The 16567-nt window shown below is 40.0% G+C and carries 16 protein-coding genes; 5 read left to right on the forward strand and 11 right to left on the reverse strand.

What is annotated here, in order from left to right; translation table 11 throughout:
• The first annotated feature begins 228 nt into the window (after positions 1-228).
• The 4 genes from FFM68_RS10150 to FFM68_RS10165 all read left to right on the forward strand — a co-directional run bounded on the left by FFM68_RS10150 (position 229) and on the right by FFM68_RS10165 (position 4494).
• Positions 229-2604, forward strand: a complete 2376-nt coding sequence (locus FFM68_RS10150) for a transglycosylase domain-containing protein (RefSeq protein ID WP_137619227.1) — start codon at positions 229-231, stop codon at positions 2602-2604.
• Positions 2605-2900: 296 nt separating this feature from the next.
• A complete protein-coding gene (locus FFM68_RS10155; RefSeq protein ID WP_137619228.1) occupies positions 2901-3122 on the forward strand; it encodes a DUF2829 domain-containing protein in 222 nt (73 codons plus the stop codon).
• Complete coding sequence (locus FFM68_RS10160; protein WP_137619288.1) at positions 3119-3871, forward strand: 3-oxoacyl-ACP reductase; 753 nt, start codon at positions 3119-3121, stop codon at positions 3869-3871. Before FFM68_RS10155 ends, FFM68_RS10160 begins: the two co-directional genes overlap by 4 nt.
• Before the next feature lie 119 nt (positions 3872-3990).
• Entirely contained in the window at positions 3991-4494 is a 504-nt protein-coding gene (locus tag FFM68_RS10165; protein WP_137619229.1) for a QueT transporter family protein, read from the forward strand.
• Between the two features lie 127 nt (positions 4495-4621).
• Here the strand turns inward: FFM68_RS10165 and treC are convergent, their stop codons facing one another.
• Positions 4622-6244, reverse strand: a complete 1623-nt coding sequence (gene treC, locus FFM68_RS10170) for an alpha,alpha-phosphotrehalase (RefSeq protein WP_137619230.1) — start codon at positions 6242-6244, stop codon at positions 4622-4624.
• A 15-nt stretch (positions 6245-6259) separates the two neighbouring features.
• On the reverse strand, positions 6260-8200 hold the full coding sequence (gene treP / locus FFM68_RS10175) for a PTS system trehalose-specific EIIBC component (protein WP_137619231.1): 1941 nt from the start codon (positions 8198-8200) through the stop codon (positions 6260-6262).
• 324 nt (positions 8201-8524) lie between these two features.
• On the opposite strand from treP, the gene treR reads away from it, so the two are divergent.
• Positions 8525-9247, forward strand: coding sequence for a trehalose operon repressor (treR, locus tag FFM68_RS10180; RefSeq protein WP_137619232.1), 723 nt, complete (start codon positions 8525-8527; stop codon positions 9245-9247).
• Positions 9248-9387: 140 nt separating this feature from the next.
• Here treR and ccpA read toward each other — a convergent pair whose 3' ends face one another.
• From ccpA to FFM68_RS10225, 9 genes are all read right to left on the reverse strand, one after another.
• Entirely contained in the window at positions 9388-10392 is a 1005-nt protein-coding gene (ccpA, locus tag FFM68_RS10185) for a catabolite control protein A (protein WP_137619233.1), read from the reverse strand.
• Between the two features lie 224 nt (positions 10393-10616).
• Positions 10617-11183, reverse strand: coding sequence for a YtxH domain-containing protein (locus tag FFM68_RS10190; RefSeq protein ID WP_137619234.1), 567 nt, complete (start codon positions 11181-11183; stop codon positions 10617-10619).
• A 2-nt stretch (positions 11184-11185) separates the two neighbouring features.
• Entirely contained in the window at positions 11186-11623 is a 438-nt protein-coding gene (locus FFM68_RS10195; protein WP_137619235.1) for a DUF948 domain-containing protein, read from the reverse strand.
• A gap of 225 nt (positions 11624-11848) precedes the next feature.
• Positions 11849-12742: a UTP--glucose-1-phosphate uridylyltransferase GalU gene (galU, locus tag FFM68_RS10200; RefSeq protein WP_137619236.1), complete on the reverse strand. Its 894-nt coding sequence runs from the start codon at positions 12740-12742 to the stop codon at positions 11849-11851.
• 19 nt (positions 12743-12761) lie between these two features.
• On the reverse strand, positions 12762-13781 hold the full coding sequence (locus FFM68_RS10205) for an NAD(P)H-dependent glycerol-3-phosphate dehydrogenase (protein ID WP_137619237.1): 1020 nt from the start codon (positions 13779-13781) through the stop codon (positions 12762-12764).
• Positions 13782-13925: 144 nt separating this feature from the next.
• On the reverse strand, positions 13926-14756 hold the full coding sequence (gene lgt / locus FFM68_RS10210; RefSeq protein ID WP_137619289.1) for a prolipoprotein diacylglyceryl transferase: 831 nt from the start codon (positions 14754-14756) through the stop codon (positions 13926-13928).
• Between the two features lies 1 nt (position 14757).
• Complete coding sequence (gene hprK / locus FFM68_RS10215) at positions 14758-15693, reverse strand: HPr(Ser) kinase/phosphatase (protein ID WP_137619238.1); 936 nt, start codon at positions 15691-15693, stop codon at positions 14758-14760.
• Between the two features lie 191 nt (positions 15694-15884).
• A complete protein-coding gene (locus FFM68_RS10220) occupies positions 15885-16247 on the reverse strand; it encodes a phage holin family protein (protein WP_137619239.1) in 363 nt (120 codons plus the stop codon).
• Positions 16247-16564 (reverse strand): PspC domain-containing protein, encoded by a 318-nt coding sequence (locus FFM68_RS10225; protein WP_137619240.1) that lies wholly within the window; start codon positions 16562-16564, stop codon positions 16247-16249. The genes FFM68_RS10220 and FFM68_RS10225 overlap by 1 nt, the downstream gene beginning before the upstream one ends.
• Positions 16565-16567 lie beyond the last annotated feature (3 nt).

Here is a 16567-nt window from a genome sequence, read left to right on the forward strand (position 1 = left end):
AAAAAACGAGGAAATAAAAGGTATTCGCCGGATTTATTCCAAGTTCTGTGCGAATAAAATCTGTTTTAAGAGGATGGAAGTCTGCTGATTAAATCTGATTCATTTTGTTTCCTTAACAATTAGTTGAAGTTTTGATTACAAACATTGGATCTGCTTGTTAATAGAAGTAAAACTTTGCTATAATTCAACAGATAATTAAAATGAATAGAATTTAACGAGGTGGACTTTTTGGCTCACAAGAAAAAAATAAGTAAACAACCGAAAAAGAGTAGCAAGAAGAAAGCAAAATCTACTCTTGGCGGTTTTTTTGCACTCAATGTTTCGTTGCGGGTGATCAAGTCGCTGTTACTCGGCTTCATCGTGGTCCTTTTTTTAGGCGGCCTGCTCGTCGTTGGGATCGGTGCTGGGTATTTTGCTCATCTTGTCGAAGGAACGCCAACACCGACAAAAACAGAAATAAAACAAGAAGTTGGCGATATCGCAGAGCCATCAAAATTGCTTTATGCGGATGACCAAGAGCTGGCAACAATTCAATCGGATCCAATTCGTGAGAAAGTTGATTCTGATGAGATCTCCACATGGGTAAAAAAAGCTCTGGTCGCTACTGAAGATGAGAATTTTTACGAACATCGCGGTGTTGTTCCTAAAGCTGTCGTACGTGCCTTACTCGGAGAACTCGTCGGCTTTGGCGCTGGATCAGGCGGTTCAACATTGACCCAACAGGTCGTCAAACAGCAAGTCTTGACCAATGAAACTTCCTTTAAACGAAAAGCCAATGAGATCGTCTTAGCTTTTGATTTGGAAAAATATCTAAGCAAAGATGAGATCTTGACTGCCTATCTGAACGTCTCACCTTTTGGCCGCAATAACAAAGGACAAAATATCGCCGGCGTTGAAGAAGCCGCGATCGGTATCTTCGGTGTCCATGCAAAAGACTTGAGCTTGCCGCAATCGGCTTTCATTGCTGGCTTGCCGCAAAGTCCGATTGTCTACAGTCCTTATACCAATACGGGGGACTTAAAACAAGATTATTCGATTGGAATGGCTCGTAAAGATGACGTACTTTTCAACATGTACCGCCAACAAATGATTTCTAAAAAGGAATACGATGAGGCGAAAAAATATGATCTTTCAAAAGATTTCCAAGCGCGTGAAGATATTGAAGTCCAACAACACGGCTTCTTATACTATACGGTCTACAACGAAGCAATCAGCATCGTAGCAAAACAGCAAGCTGAAGAAGACGGTGTCAGCGACAGCGAGTATAACAAAGACGATGTGCGCAGTCGCTATGTCGAACAAGCTAAAGTCAAAATGCAAAATCAAGGACTTGTCGTGAAATCGACAATCGATAAAAACATCTATGATGCGATGCAGCTTGGGGTCGCTGAATACGGACAATATTTAGATGATGGTTCCGGCGCAACAATTGAACCTGGAACAGTCATGATGGATAATCAAACAGGTCGAATCTATGGTTTCATCGGTAGCCGCGATTACAATACAAATCAAAACAATCATGCGTTTGATACGGTCCGGCAAGCCGGTTCATCGATTAAACCGGTCTTAGTATACGGTCCGGCAATTGATCAAGGATTGTTGGGCAGTGCCACACGGATCGCTGATTTCCCAATGAAGTATCAACGGGGCGAACACGCGGGCAAAGAGTTGGAAAATGCGGAAAATAAAGGTTCAAAAACTTTCCAAACAGCACGGGAAGCTTTAGTTGAATCAACGAACATCACCGCCTATCACGTTTACCAAGACATGTTGGCAAAGAAAGGTTCTGAACAATTTGCTTACGATAATTATTTGAAGAAGATGAATTATCCGACTTCAAATACTTGGGGCGTTGAATCAGCACCTTTAGGTACGACTGGTATTTCTACGTTAACAGAGATCAATGGATTTCAAACTTTGGCTAACGGCGGTGTTTATCAGCAAGGTTACATGATCGAATCGATCACTGACAGCACAGGAAAAGAAATCTACAAACATAAAAACGCTCCTGTACAAGTTTTCTCAAAAGCTACAGCTTCTATTATGAATGATATGATGCGCAGCGTGATTAACGAACAACATACTACTCCATTCAAATCCATTTTAAGCGGTGTGAATTATTCTTTAAGTACTGCTGATTGGGTCGGTAAAACGGGTACGACTGATAACTATGCCGATAACTGGTTGATCGTCTCCACACCTTCCATTACATTGGGAACTTGGACTGGACGAGATGACAATAAACCAATGAATGATGGTGCGGGAAATCGAACAGCGACTTACATGGCTTATCTTGCTGGTCGAATTTATCAAGTCAATCCATCTGTTTTCGCTGAAAATGAAGAATTTGAGTTATCAGATGACGTGAAACAGATCAAAGTTTCAGATTTCACTGGTTTGAAATCTGGCAAAGTCTCTCATAATGGAACAAATTATCAAGTTCCGAGTGGCGAAACGACTTCTCTTTGGGCAAAAGACGGTCCAGCAGAAAATACCTATGAATTTGGTATTGGCGGAGACGAGGATGATTACAAGACTTATTGGAATACCCGAAATAAAGTCAGCGCCAAAAACAAAAATACTGAAACAGATGAGGATGACTAATCCAACAAGCGGCTGTTTTTCGAACACCGTTTATTTTAGAAAAAGGGATATGACAAAAGTCGTATCCTTTTTTCTATGCTGCAGTTTACTTTCGTTACAATCACTATTTGCGACAACGAGATATCGTTTTTCTTAATTTTCTTGTGACTGCCCTTACTTTTTGGTATTCTACCAACAGAAAATCATTTTTAACCAATGCTCGCACATTTTTTCAATATCCTAAAATAAAAATCCTTTGATAAATCATTGAAACATGCGACTCGAACTAAACTAAAGCTACTAAGGAGAAAAAACTAATGACATTTGAAGCAATTTTACCTGAATTAAAAAAAGGCGCAAAAATTATCCGTGAAGGCTGGGGCGGCTTTGAGTTATATGTCACACTTGTTGAAAACCAGCAATTTGACGGCTCACCTGTCACACCTTATTTCTTGATCAAAACAGCAGATGAAGGTTTCTCCAGTTTTGCACCGACTGTTTGTGATATTTTGGCGGATGATTGGAAAATCGTCAAATGATGACCTTTGATTTCACGAATAAAACAGTTTTTGTCACTGGCGCGGCATCGGGAATCGGTGCGGCCCAGACGCAAGCAATGCTTGATGCCGGCGCACAAGTCTTTGCCTTTGATCAACAAGAATCGTCGCTGCAAAAATTTCAGCAGACATTTCCTGAACGCTTTGGTTTTTATCTTGGTGATGTCCGTGAAAAAACTGATCTACAAACAGCGATCCAACAATGTCATGCCTTGTTCGGTACAGTCGATATTTTACTGAATACTGCTGGCGTGCTAGATGATTATTTACCATTGGCTGAGACAGAGGACGCTTTATGGACGCGTATTTTAGATACAAATGTAAAAAGTATGTTCACACTGACCAAATTACTTTTGCAGGAATTATTGAAAAATCAAGGAACGGTCATCAACATGGCTTCAATTGCTGGCCTTGTCGCAGGCGGCGGCGGGATCGCTTATACTGCTAGCAAACATGCCATCGTTGGTTTCACTAAGCAATTGGCATTAGATTACGCTGCCAAAGGGCTTCATGTCAATGCCCTGGCACCAGGTGCGATCAATACGCCTATGAATCAAGCTGACTTTGCCGGTGATGGTCAGATGGCACAATGGGTCGCTGATGAAACTCCAGTTAAACGTTGGGCGGCTCCAGAAGAAGTTGCTTATGCTACATTATTTTTAGCAAGTGATGAAGCACGTTATATGCAAGGAACTATTTTGCCAATCGATGGCGGTTGGCTTTTAAAATAGCTTGCAATTTTTTTGAAATCCTCTAAGATGAGTAATAGCGAGAAATTCGCACTGCGACACTTCGATCCTTTGGCCGCAGTTATCAACGAGACGTTGTCTTGTAAAGGAGAATGATAAAAATGCATCTTGAAAAAAGTTCAGCTCGCTGGACAACCACTGACACGGCTAAAATGGCCGTTGTGACAGGCCTTTATGTCGCTGTCACGATTGTTTTATCCGTGATAAGTTTCGGGGCGATCCAATTCCGATTAGCCGAAATGTTCAATTACTTACCGCTTTTCAACAAACGATACACTATTGCAGTGACTTTAGGGGTAGCGATCGCCAATCTGGCCTCTCCGCTAGGAATTGTCGATGTTTTATTAGGCAGTGTCTCTACTTTGATCGTTTTATTGATTTGTCGAGCGGTCACTAAAAATATTGTGAGTCTTAAAAAGAAAATGATCATCACCGCTTTAATTTTTGCCTTCTCAATGTTTACAGTCGCAGGACAGTTAAGCTTTTTCTATCAAGCACCGTTTTTCTTTAACTGGCTGATTATCGGCTTAGGCGAATTGCTTTCTATGGGATTAGGCGGCTGCTTGATTTATTTAGTTAATAAACGAATCGATCTGACAAAATAGTCATTATAAAAAAAGAGTTCCGAAGAAATAAAATTATTTCTTCGGAACTCTTTTTGGTATTTATTTTACAACTGCATAAATGAAACAGATTGGAAAGTAGTTTCGCCTATTTTCCGTAGTAACAACTCTAATAATAGATTGCCATTGTTTGATACGGTTTTAACGTGAATTCTCTCGTAATATTTTCAACAGCATAATTACCAATCAAAACATCTCCAGCTAAAAATTCTTCTGGCAGTTCGATCGTCGTCTCTTCTGCAAAAAAGTTATTGATCACAAGGAGCGAATGTTCCGCTAAACGTCTGACATAGCCATAAATCTGCGGATGTTCCGGCAAAAAGGCTTCATAGCTTCCATCAGAGATTACAGGGTATTGTTTCCGCAATTTAATCAGCTGTTGATAATATTTAAAAATGGAACCTTCTTGTAATTCTTTGGCGACATTGATCTCAGCTACTGATCTTCCAATTGTTAGCCACGGAGCAACTTGTGAAAACCCGCTGTATCTTTCGTTGTCCCATTGCATCGGAGTGCGGGAATTATCTCGAGACTTGGCTTTGACGATCTCAAAGGCCGCTTTTTCTGTTTTTCCAGCATCCAACAGCTCTTGATAAGCATTTAAACTTTCTACATCGACGTATTGTTCCATCGAATCATAATCTGGATCGAGCATCCCGATTTCTTCTCCCATATAGATATACGGTGTACCACGATTTAAATGAATCGCACTGGCTAACATTTTAGCTCCGGTAACGCGGTAGTTATCCACATCGATGAAACGATTCAATGCTCGCGGCTGATCATGATTATTCCAGAAAAGAGCATTCCAGCCGCTTTCTTCACTCATCTGCGTTCCCCAAGTATGAAACAATTCTTTTAGTTTCGTAAAATCAAACGGCATCTGCGTCCATTTTTTTCCATCCTTATAGTCTACTTTCAAATGGTGGAAATTGAAGGTCATATTTAATTCTTCACGGTCAGGTTTTGTATACAAAATACATTCTTTTACTGTAGTGAAGCTCATCTCACCGACTGTAATCATTTCAGTATCTTGACCAAACGTTGCTTGATTCATCATTTGAAGAAATTCATGCGTGATGGGACGATCCGTATAGGCCGGCTTGCCGTCATTTTCAGCACAGTCTTTCAATACTTCATCTTTACCAATCAAATTGATTACATCAAAGCGGAATCCTTTGACGCCTTTAGCCATCCAAAAGCGCAATACTTTAAATAATTCTTCTCGAACTTCTGGATTGCGCCAATTCAAGTCGGCTTGTGTTTTATCAAAGAGATGCAAATAATAGCGGCCTGTCTCACCAAAGGGCGCCCAGGCATTGCCGCCAAATTTCGAGACCCAATCCGTCGGCTCATCGCGCAAGATGAAATAATCTTGATATTTTTTTTCGCCAGCTAATGCTTTTTGGAACCATTCATGTTCTGTAGATACGTGATTAAAGACCATATCCAACATGATCTCGATTCCCTGCTCATTTGCCGCTGCCATCAAATTATCAAAATCTTCCATTGTCCCAAATGTAGGATTGATGGCGGTATAATCGGCTACATCATAACCATTGTCTTTTTGCGGACTACTATAGATTGGACTCAGCCAAACCATATCAACACCCAACTGTTTTAAGTAAGGCATCTTTTGTTTGATTCCGGGCAGATCACCTACACCGTCTTGATTTGTATCTAAAAATGATTTTGGATAGATTTGGTAAATTACTTTTTCTTTAAAACTCATGTCATCCTCCAACGTTTATAGTTTTGTCGCTAATAAGACTTTTTCAGTAGTTGTGACCGCCGCATCTTCAATCAGGGGATCCACTTGAAACTCAGTCGAATTCGTTACAATAATTGGGGTTTGTACTTCATAGCCCGCTGCTTGGATCGCTGCTATATCAAATTCCATCAACAGTTGACCTTTTTTCACGCTATCACCTTGTGCCACATGGCTTGTAAAATATTTTCCATCCAATTGAACCGTATCGATTCCAATATGAATCAATACTTCTGTCCCTTCCATGCTGACTAAACCGATCGCATGCTTCGTTGGGAACAATAAACTAATTTGACCATCGAATGGAGCATATAACTTTCCTTCACTAGGATCGATCACAACGCCTTGACCCATCATGCCTTCTGCAAAGACAGGATCTTTGGCACTGCTTAACGGATGCAGTCTACCAGCAATAGGCGCAAATAATTCAACCGATGCTCCAGCTGTTTGAATTGTTTCATTATCTAAACTTGGGACTTCTCCTGAGCGGTCAACTTTATTAAATAAGCCGATCCGGCGGAAAGTCAATGTTAAAATAAACGGTACAGCAATCGCAATAACCATTGCTATCGCAAAAATCAAGTAGTCTTGCGGACGAATCGCCAAGATCCCTGGCAGGCCGCCAACACCGATTGACAATGCACGAACTTTAAATAAAGTAACAAATAGTCCTGCGATCCCGCTGCCGATCATAGCAGCAATAAATGGATACGTATATTTCAGATTGATCCCGAACATCGCTGGTTCAGTAACACCCAACCAAGCAGAAATTACAGATGGTATCGAAACTTGTTCTTCTTTTTTATTGCCGCGATGAGCAAAAACAACTGCTAAAACGGCCGCACCTTGCGCAATATTCGATAAACAGATCATTGGCCATAAATTAGTTGAACCAAAGTCTGCGATCAATTGTGAATCGATTGCTAAAGTTGTATGATGCAACCCCGTGATAACGAGCGGTGAATAAAGCGCTCCAAAGATTCCACCGAACAACCAGCTAAAACTAGAAGTCAAACCAGCATTCACTACAGCTGAGATTGCGGTACCGATTTTCCAACCAATCGGTCCTAAGACAAGGTGAGCTGCTAAAATTGTTGGAATCAATGAAAAGAATGGGACAAAAATCATCGAAATTGCTTCTGGAATGCGTTTACGGAAGAATCGTTCCAAATAAACTAATAGAAAGCCAGCCAGCATTGCTGGAATAACTTGTGCTTGGTAACCGATTTTATCAACGGTGAAGAAACCAAAATCCCAAGTCCAATTTTTAGCAATTTCCGCTGCAGTCGTTCCATTTACTGCATAAGCATTTAGTAATTGCGGAGAGACCAACGTAATCCCAAGGACAATCCCCAAAATTTCTGTAGCACCCATTTTACGAGCGATACTCCATGTGATTCCTACTGGTAAGAAGTGGAAAATCGCTTCACCCGGTAACCATAAAAATCCATTGACCCCGCTCCAAAAAGTTGAAGCCTCAACGATCGTCTGACCATTCAGCCACCCCATCGGAACAGCTTCTAAAATATTACGAAACCCTAAAATCAAACCGCCGACAATAATTGCTGGTAATAATGGTGTAAAAATTTCTGCTAAAACAGTGATGGCGCGTTGGATTGGATTTTGATTTTGCTTTGCAGCTGATTTTGCTGCTTCTTTTGAGACACCTGTTACACCAGAAGTCTTGACGAATTCATTGTAAAACACAGCAACATCATTTCCGATGATTACTTGAAACTGTCCTGCATTGGTAAACATCCCTTTTACGCTAGGAATGTCTTCGATTTTTTCTTCGTTTGCCTTTTTAGGATCATTTAAAACAAAGCGCATTCGTGTAGCACAGTGTGTTACTGCTGAGATATTCTTGGAACCACCAATGGCCTCCAATAAGTCTTTCGTATCCTTTTCGTATTTTTCCATCTTTTCTCCTCCGATCACTTTAACTTGTATGGATAAGTTTAGTTGATACATTGACTATATCTGGTCCGACCCCTTTTGTAAACCGCTTACATGTATGGCAAAAACCGTTATATTAGATATTTTTAATCTAAATGAAAGATAACAATTTTTATCTACATCTTTTTGGTCTATCAACTACCCACAGGTTGGTGATACAACCAACAAGTTCCAGCTGAAATAAGAATTTTCTCATTTTTGTTTTACGAATGCCTAAGAAAGCGTTTTACTTTTAGTTTCTTTATTTGTATAATAATAAAACATATACGGACAAGTTAGGATGATTTGATGAAAAATTATGAAGTGATTTATCAAGCACTTGAACGAGGGATTTTAAAAGATATTTATGAAGCGGGCACTTATCTGCCTAGTGAAAATAAACTTCGACAAACCTACCACGTTTCCCGTGACACTATTCGAAAAGCGCTCGCGCTTTTAATGGCTAATGGGTATATCCAAAAAATCCAAGGAAAAGGCTCGCTTGTTTTAAAACGGGAACAACTGCGTTTCCCTGTTTCTGGTCTGACCAGTTATAAAGAACTGCAAAATTCTTATGGCTATGAAAGCAGCACCGTAGTAGTCAGTCTTAGAAAGATCACGATTGATCAAGAAACAGCCCATCTTACTGGTTTTGAAGTCGGTGCTGTTTGTTGGGAGCTGATCCGCACCCGTGCTATCGATCAAAAAAAAGTGATCCTCGACAAAGATCTGCTGTCGACTGTGATCGTACCGGAATTGGATACGGAAATTGCTAAAGATTCTATCTATCGGTATTTTGAGAATCAATTAGAGATCAATATTTCTTTTGCCGAAAAAGAAATCACGATCGATGCATTGACCGATGAAGATCGTGAGTTGCTTGATCTGAATCAACACGATATCAATATCGTATCAGTGAAAAGTCGTGTTTTTACTAGCGATGCTCGTCAATTTCAATACACGGAGAGTCGGCATCAAGTCGACAAATTTCGCTTTTTTGATTTTGCACGGCGGCATCCATCCACCATGTAATTTCTCTTATTCACTATCATTTCCACAAAAAAAGAGGTCGCGACATCGATTGCCGCAACCTCTTAACTAGGAATGGAGAAGTTATCTTCTGTAACCTACCTCTATTTAAAAAACAGAATCTTTCCACCCTACTCATTTAATTATTGTCTCGTTGAACCTTTTTCGAAAACACCATGTGGTAATTCGATTGTTTTTTGTTCGATTTCTTCTTTATTCATCATTTTTGTCAACAAGCGCATTGCTACAGCACCGATATCATACAATGGCTGAGTCACACTGCTCAAGCGTGGACGAGCTACTTCTGTCAGCAATGAATCATTGCTCGTGATGATCTCAAATTCTTCTGGAACTTTCACGCCTTTGTCGATCAAACCATCCAATAGACCAATTGCTAATGCGTCATCTGTTACATAAGCCGCAGTTGCTCCACTGTTTAAAATACGGTCAGTCAAAGCAATTCCTTCTTTAAAATTGTATGGTGCTTCAAAGATCAACCCTTCGCTGTATTCCAAATCATGTTCAGCTAATGATGCTTTATAGCCATCCATACGGGCATGTCCATTGATAGGATCGATCAATGCACCGCTGATGAAAGCAATTTTCTTATTGCCGTGTTTGGCTAATAAATCGATTGATTCTTTCGTTGCAGCTGTATAATCGATATTGACACTGCCGACTTGTTCATCTGGATCGATTGAACCAGCTAAAACAATCGGTGTTTTGGAACGAGAGAATTCGGCACGGATTTCATCCGTGATACGGTGGCCCATAAAAATCACACCGTCAACTTGTTTTGCTAATAGGTTATTTAACACATTGACTTCTTTTTGTGCTTCACCGTCAGAGTTGGCTAAAATAATATTATATTTGTACATCGTCGCAATATCATCAATTCCGCGAGCCAATGATGCGAAAAACATATTGCTGACATCCGGAATGATGACACCGACAGTCGTTGTTTTCTTACTTGCTAATCCGCGTGCGACAGCATTTGGACGATAATCTAGACGTTCAATAACTTCTAACACCTTTTTACGTGTTGTTGGTTTTACATTGGGATTGCCGTTGACTACACGAGAAACGGTCGCCATTGAAACATTTGCTTCACGGGCAACATCATAAATCGTAATTGTTTGCTTTTCCATGGTATGCTCCTTTTATCATATTTTCAGAAAATGTCATTTACATTTCTAAAAGATAATAGCACGTTGTTTCACTGATTGCAACCGTTTTACACCTTTTTTCTTAATTTCATGTAAGCGTTTTATGTAAATCCATATTATTTTTGCACTTGTTCCCCATAAACGACGAACTTATTCTTAAACTCTCCACAAAAAAACAGCCCTCACTATTGAGAGCCATTTTTTGTTTATTCGGGATTATTTTTTTCGATTTCTTCTTTTAGTTCTTCTTTAACTTCAGCGAAATCTGGTTTTTCTGCATTTAGTTCTTTTGTTTTATCGACTAATGCTTCTGCACCTTCAGAAACGGTTTCTTTTGCGTCTTCATTTGTCTCTTTAACATCAATCACAATATCTTCTGAAGCATCTTCAGCAACGTCTTTTGCATCGCTTGCCGCTTTACGGAAGCGATCAGACAAATCAGAACTTTGACGCTTTAGATCTTCCAATGTATCCGATGTGATATCATCAATGTCATCCATTGAATCGGTGACTTTTCCTTTTACAGTCGAAGCTAAATCATTTGCTTGATCGCTTAAATCAGAAGCCCGCTCCTTCACGATTGATCCCATTTCACTTGTCTTTGTGACAAAATCATCTGTGTAATCTGAAGCTAAATCCAACCAATCATCCGTTTTCTTCGCCAAGTCTTCACGCAACTCTTTACCTGATTTTGGTGCTAATAGTAGCGCTGCTGCCGCTGCTGCTGCGCCGCCGATCAAGGCACCTGCTAAAAATTTTCCGCGTTTTGCCATTCTTATCCCTCCGCTTTCGTTGTTGTCTTGCGATCTTTAAAGAATCTCATCGTTGTTGCGCCAACTTTTCCTGCCACACTGGCTTTCGCCGCATTTTTACCGGCTCCGCTAACTTTTCCCGCTAGATTTCGACTTGTAGTATTTAAGTCAGAAACACTCTGGCTCAAATCAGCCACCGCCGTAAATAATGGATCAATTGTTTCTACTTTTCCGTTGATATCATTCAATAAATGATTGCTTTTGACCAATAATCCTTCTACTTGCTGCATAAGTAAATCCACGTCTTTAGTCAGAACGTCGATCGTTGTATTGGCTTCAGTCACGGTCGTCTCAACTTTCTCAACTGTTTTTGAGACTTGACTTAAGACACGAACTAAAAAGATAACCAAAACAACAAATGCTAGAGCCGCAATCAGGGCTGCAATGCCGCCTAAACTCATTTAATCGCTCCTTTCTACTTTCACTCGTTATACTAATTTAAATTATACCATTCTCACGTAAATTAATGAAAGAGAAAGAGTTAGAATCGCGTCGAATAAAAAACAGCTGATCGAGTTGCTTTTGAAAATTTTGAAGATAGTTTGTTTAATCAATCATTACATCTAAACTTTTCCCAAAAGATGCAAAAAAGACTGTGACAGAAATCTTATCACAGCCTCTTCCTATTATTTTTTGGGTTTATTTTGTTCGCTTAATTCTTTTCCTAAAGCGATGATGTAATCTTGCAATTTATCTTTGATCTCTGGATGTTTTAATCCGTATTCGATACTCGTTGTCATAAAGCCGAATTTATCGCCTACATCATATCGTTTTCCATTAAATTCATGAGCAAAGACGCGTTGTGTTTTATTCAACGTATCGATCGCATCGGTCAATTGAATCTCATTTCCAGCTCCTGGCTTTTGTGTTGCCAAGACGTCAAAAATTTCAGGTGTCAATAAATAGCGGCCAATAATCGCCAAATTACTTGGTGCTTCTTTAGGTTTTGGTTTTTCTACAAAATTTTTCACATTGAATAATCCTTTAGAAACTTCTTCACCCGGATTGATGATTCCATATTTCGAAGTCTCTTCTTCTGGAACACGCATCACAGCGATTGTTGACGCATGAGTTTGTTCATAATCGTTCATCAATTGTTTAGTCAATGGCACACGATCTTCCATCAAATCGTCTCCCAGCATAACAACAAAGGGTTCATTTCCTACAAAGGCACGGGCTTGTAAAACAGCGTGACCTAATCCTTTAGGATGTGATTGACGAATGAAATGCAAGTTCACGTCGGTTGTTTCTTCAACTAATTTTAATAGATCTGTTTTGCCTTTTTCTTTTAGATTCATCTCTAATTCCACATTTGAATCAAAGTGGTCCTCGATTGGACGTTTCGCTTTTCCGGTCACGATCAAAATATCTTCGATACCAGAATTCAATGCTTCTTCTACGATAAATTGAATCGTTGGTTTGTCAACAATTGGCAGCATTTCTTTGGCCATTGCTTTAGTTGCCGGTAAAAATCTCGTTCCTAATCCAGCGGCTGGAATGACTGCTTTTTTAACTCGCATGACTTTTTTCCCACACTTTCTACTCTAAAGTAAATTCATTTTCAAATGTACCTTCGCGCATCATCAAATCACGACACGCTTGACGGACATCTTTACCATTATACAAAACATCATAGATTGTTTCGGTAATCGGCATGCTGACATTCAAACGATCAGCCAACTCTTTTGCTGCTTTCGTTGTGGATACACCTTCAACAATCATTCCCATATTATCTAAAACTTCATCTAATTTATGACCTTTGCCTAAAAGATTGCCCGCCCGCCAGTTTCGCGAATGAACAGATGTACAAGTAACAATTAGATCTCCAACACCGCTCAGTCCGATGAAAGTCAATGGATTGGCACCCATCGCTACACCGAGACGGCTGATCTCTGCTAGACCGCGAGTCATGATGGCAGCCTTCGCATCGTCTCCATAAGAAAGACCATGTAGTGCACCTGCACCTAAGGCAATAATATTTTTTAATGCCGCGCCCGTCTCGACGCCGATAACGTCGGTATTCGTATAAATTCGCAAATATTCATTCATGAATAATTTTTGAACATATGCCGCTAAGGTCTTGTCTTCGCTAGCAGCTGTGATTGTTGTGATATCGTGGACTGCTACTTCTTCTGCATGACTTGGACCTGATAAAACAACGACGCCTTGACGATGTTCTTCAGGAATTTCTTCTGTTAAAATTTCTGAAATACGTTTATGGGTGCCTTGTTCCAATCCTTTACTTGCGTGGATGATCACCGGTTTATTTTCAACTACTTGAGCGAATTCCTGAGCGACGATTCGCACCGCCTTTGTTGGAATAACAAACAAAACAGCATCTGCATCTTTGATTGCATTTTTCAAACTTTTTTCCCCTTTGATACTTTCAGGGATCTTTAAATCAGGCAAGTAGTGACGATTGGTATGATACGTATTGATCTCATCCATTTGCGCTTCGTTGTTTCCCCAAAGTCTGACCTCGTGACCATTTTCAGCTAACACTTTTGCTAAAGCGGTCCCCCAAGAACCGGGGCCTAAAACTGCTACTTTTTGTTTCACCGAGAGTTCCTCCTAGTTTATATTACGTCTCATCTTATATTCCAATCTGCCATTATAAAACAACTTACAGAATTGGTCTTTCATTCATCATACAAGTATCGAACCTTTTTCTTTATCATAACATAGGCTGTTGATACCTCAGGCTTAAATTAAAGCTTGGTTAGCGCCTTTATCACGTTCATATAACTTAATATTCGTGCTTTTTTTCCGACGATAATACAATAAAATAATTCCGCTGATAAACAAAATCACTGATAATAGCTGTGAGATTCGAATGCCGCCGAATAAATAAAGACTATCTGTCCGCATTCCTTCGATAAAGAAACGACCTAAACTATACCAGACCATATAACTTAAAAAGAGCTCGCCACGCTTGATTTTCCCATTTTTTCTAATAAATAAAATCAAGACGAATCCTAAGAAGCTCCACACCGATTCATAAAGAAAAGTTGGTTGTCGAAAAGCACCATCAATGTACATATTGTTGATGATAAATTGTGGTAAATGCAAGTTCTCTAAAAATTGACGCGTTGTTTCTCCGCCATAAGCTTCATGATTCATGAAATTTCCCCAGCGCCCCATCGCTTGCGCCAACATGACTCCCGGAGCGACTACATCTAAAAACAACCAAGGATCAATAAAATGATACCGTGTATAAATGATCAACACGATTACTGCTGCAATCAATCCGCCATAGATTGCTAATCCGCCATTTCGAATATTAAAGATCTGAACTGGATCTGCAAGATACGGTGCCAAATCAAATAAAACGTAATACAAGCGAGCACCGATGATTGCAATCGGCAATGCCCAGAGAATAAAATTTGTCATGTCATCTTCTTTTAATCCAACTCGCACAGCTTCGCGGTTAGCTAGCCATAAAGCAACAGCGATTCCTGAAACGATGATGATCGCGTACCAATAAATTTGAAGACCTACTAATTCAAAGGCCACGCGATTTACTTGTGCCACCATCTTACTGTCCCGAATTTTCTTCAATTAATTGGGTCAAGCGATTCTCAAAGGTCTTCGTCGCATCATAGCCCATCGTCCGTGCTCGGAAATTCATTGCCGCAACTTCAATGATAATAGCGACGTTTCGCCCAGTCTTCACTGGAATTTTCACTTGCGGGATTTTTACTTCCGCAATCTCTACTTCAGTATTGCCGCTGCCTAAGCGATCGTATTTTTTGTCTTTAGACCAGCTCTCCAAGTAAACGACGAGTTGGACAGGCATTGATCCACGTACAGCACTAGCTCCAAAAAGATTCATCACATCGATAATTCCGATTCCGCGAATCTCAATCAAATGCTGTAAGATTTTTGGCGGTTCACCGACTAAAGTCAATTCATCTTGTTGATAAACATCGACACGATCATCTGCAATCAAACGATGTCCACGCTTAACTAATTCCAAAGCTGTTTCACTTTTACCAATCCCACTGTCCCCTTGGATCAGTACCCCTAAACCATATACATCGACCAATACACCATGGACACTCGTCCGCGGCGCCAAGCCACCATTTAGAAAGCTTGAGATTTCACCAAGCAAACGCGAGGTGGAGATTGGTGAGCTCAATACTGGAATATTGTGTTCGCTAGCTGCTGTGATCATCTCTTTTGGCGGTGTCAACCCCCGTGAAACGATAAACGCTGGCGTATCATCGCTACACATCCGACGCAAGACCATCAAACGTTCTTCAGGCATCATTCGTTCTGCAAAGGTAATTTCTTTATTTCCAAAAAGTTGCAACCGATCATGGGAATAGTAATTGAAATAGCCGGTCAATTCCAATCCAGGCCGAGAAATATCACCCGTGGTGACGACTCGTGTAAGACTTTCTTCATCGCCTGTTACTACTTCTAATGAAAGTTTATCAACTAAATCTTTTACTCTCACTGTTTCAGTCATATAATCCCTCTTTTCTACACTACCGCTCTATTTTATCATTTTATCAATAGAGTGACTAGGTAGAGACAACTTTCAAAAGCAAGAATAAGAAAGGCTTTACAAAAAATTCGTGAAGTCATTAAGATCTACCGGTTGATTTGAGCAAAATCACTACTCCATTGATCCATTCAACAAAAAAACGGATAGGTTATTTACCTATCCGCATACTTGTCGATATTATGTTCTGAAACGATCGCATTGATAATCGCCATCACGATCGCTACTAAAATAGAAACAGTAAAACTAGAGAAACCAAAGCGATAGTTTCCTAATAAGTTAGAAGTCAATTGCAACATACCAGCGCTAATCACAAAGCTAAACAGTCCAAATGTCAAAATATTCAACGGCAGTGAAAGCAGAGTCAAAATCGGTTTCACTAATGTATTCAATATTGATAGAACAAAGCTTGCGGCAATAGCCATCACCAGACTTTCCACATAAATATGGTTGGGGAAGAGCACCGATAGTGAAATAAAAATCAATGCGTTAGCTATTAAGCGCTGTAAGTAAGTCATTAAAAGTCGCTCCAGTCATCATCGTCAATTTTGTCCGCTTTCTTACGTTGGCGGGACGCCTTTTTCTCGTAGTTGTTGTAATCATTGTTGCCATAGTATGGATTGTTATGTCCATAAGAATCCCCACCTCTTGGACCTGCAGGAATCACTAATGCTAACAAGATATATAATACAATCGGTGCGCCGATCAAGCCAAAACTCAAGAAAACATAAATCACACGCACGATTGTTGGATCAATGCCGAAATACTCGGCAATTCCAGCTAAGGTACCGGTCAGTACCACATTTGTTCGTGACTTCTGTAATCTTTTTCGCATATG

This window comes from Enterococcus xiangfangensis (assembly GCF_005405365.1).
Taxonomy (GTDB): Bacteria; Bacillota; Bacilli; order Lactobacillales; family Enterococcaceae; genus Enterococcus_A; species Enterococcus_A xiangfangensis.

Coding starts and splice junctions, on each gene's coding strand:
- FFM68_RS10155 (WP_137619228.1), top strand. CDS start 2,901: ATGACATTTGAAGCAATTTTACCTGAATTAAAAAAAGGCGCAAAAATT.
- FFM68_RS10160 (WP_137619288.1), top strand. CDS start 3,119: ATGATGACCTTTGATTTCACGAATAAAACAGTTTTTGTCACTGGCGCG.
- FFM68_RS10165 (WP_137619229.1), top strand. CDS start 3,991: ATGCATCTTGAAAAAAGTTCAGCTCGCTGGACAACCACTGACACGGCT.
- treC (WP_137619230.1), bottom strand. CDS start 6,244: ATGAGTTTTAAAGAAAAAGTAATTTACCAAATCTATCCAAAATCATTT.
- treP (WP_137619231.1), bottom strand. CDS start 8,200: ATGGAAAAATACGAAAAGGATACGAAAGACTTATTGGAGGCCATTGGT.
- treR (WP_137619232.1), top strand. CDS start 8,525: ATGAAAAATTATGAAGTGATTTATCAAGCACTTGAACGAGGGATTTTA.
- ccpA (WP_137619233.1), bottom strand. CDS start 10,392: ATGGAAAAGCAAACAATTACGATTTATGATGTTGCCCGTGAAGCAAAT.
- FFM68_RS10190 (WP_137619234.1), bottom strand. CDS start 11,183: ATGGCAAAACGCGGAAAATTTTTAGCAGGTGCCTTGATCGGCGGCGCA.
- FFM68_RS10195 (WP_137619235.1), bottom strand. CDS start 11,623: ATGAGTTTAGGCGGCATTGCAGCCCTGATTGCGGCTCTAGCATTTGTT.
- galU (WP_137619236.1), bottom strand. CDS start 12,742: ATGCGAGTTAAAAAAGCAGTCATTCCAGCCGCTGGATTAGGAACGAGA.
- lgt (WP_137619289.1), bottom strand. CDS start 14,756: ATGGTGGCACAAGTAAATCGCGTGGCCTTTGAATTAGTAGGTCTTCAA.
- hprK (WP_137619238.1), bottom strand. CDS start 15,693: ATGACTGAAACAGTGAGAGTAAAAGATTTAGTTGATAAACTTTCATTA.
- FFM68_RS10220 (WP_137619239.1), bottom strand. CDS start 16,247: ATGACTTACTTACAGCGCTTAATAGCTAACGCATTGATTTTTATTTCA.
- FFM68_RS10225 (WP_137619240.1), bottom strand. CDS start 16,564: ATGCGAAAAAGATTACAGAAGTCACGAACAAATGTGGTACTGACCGGT.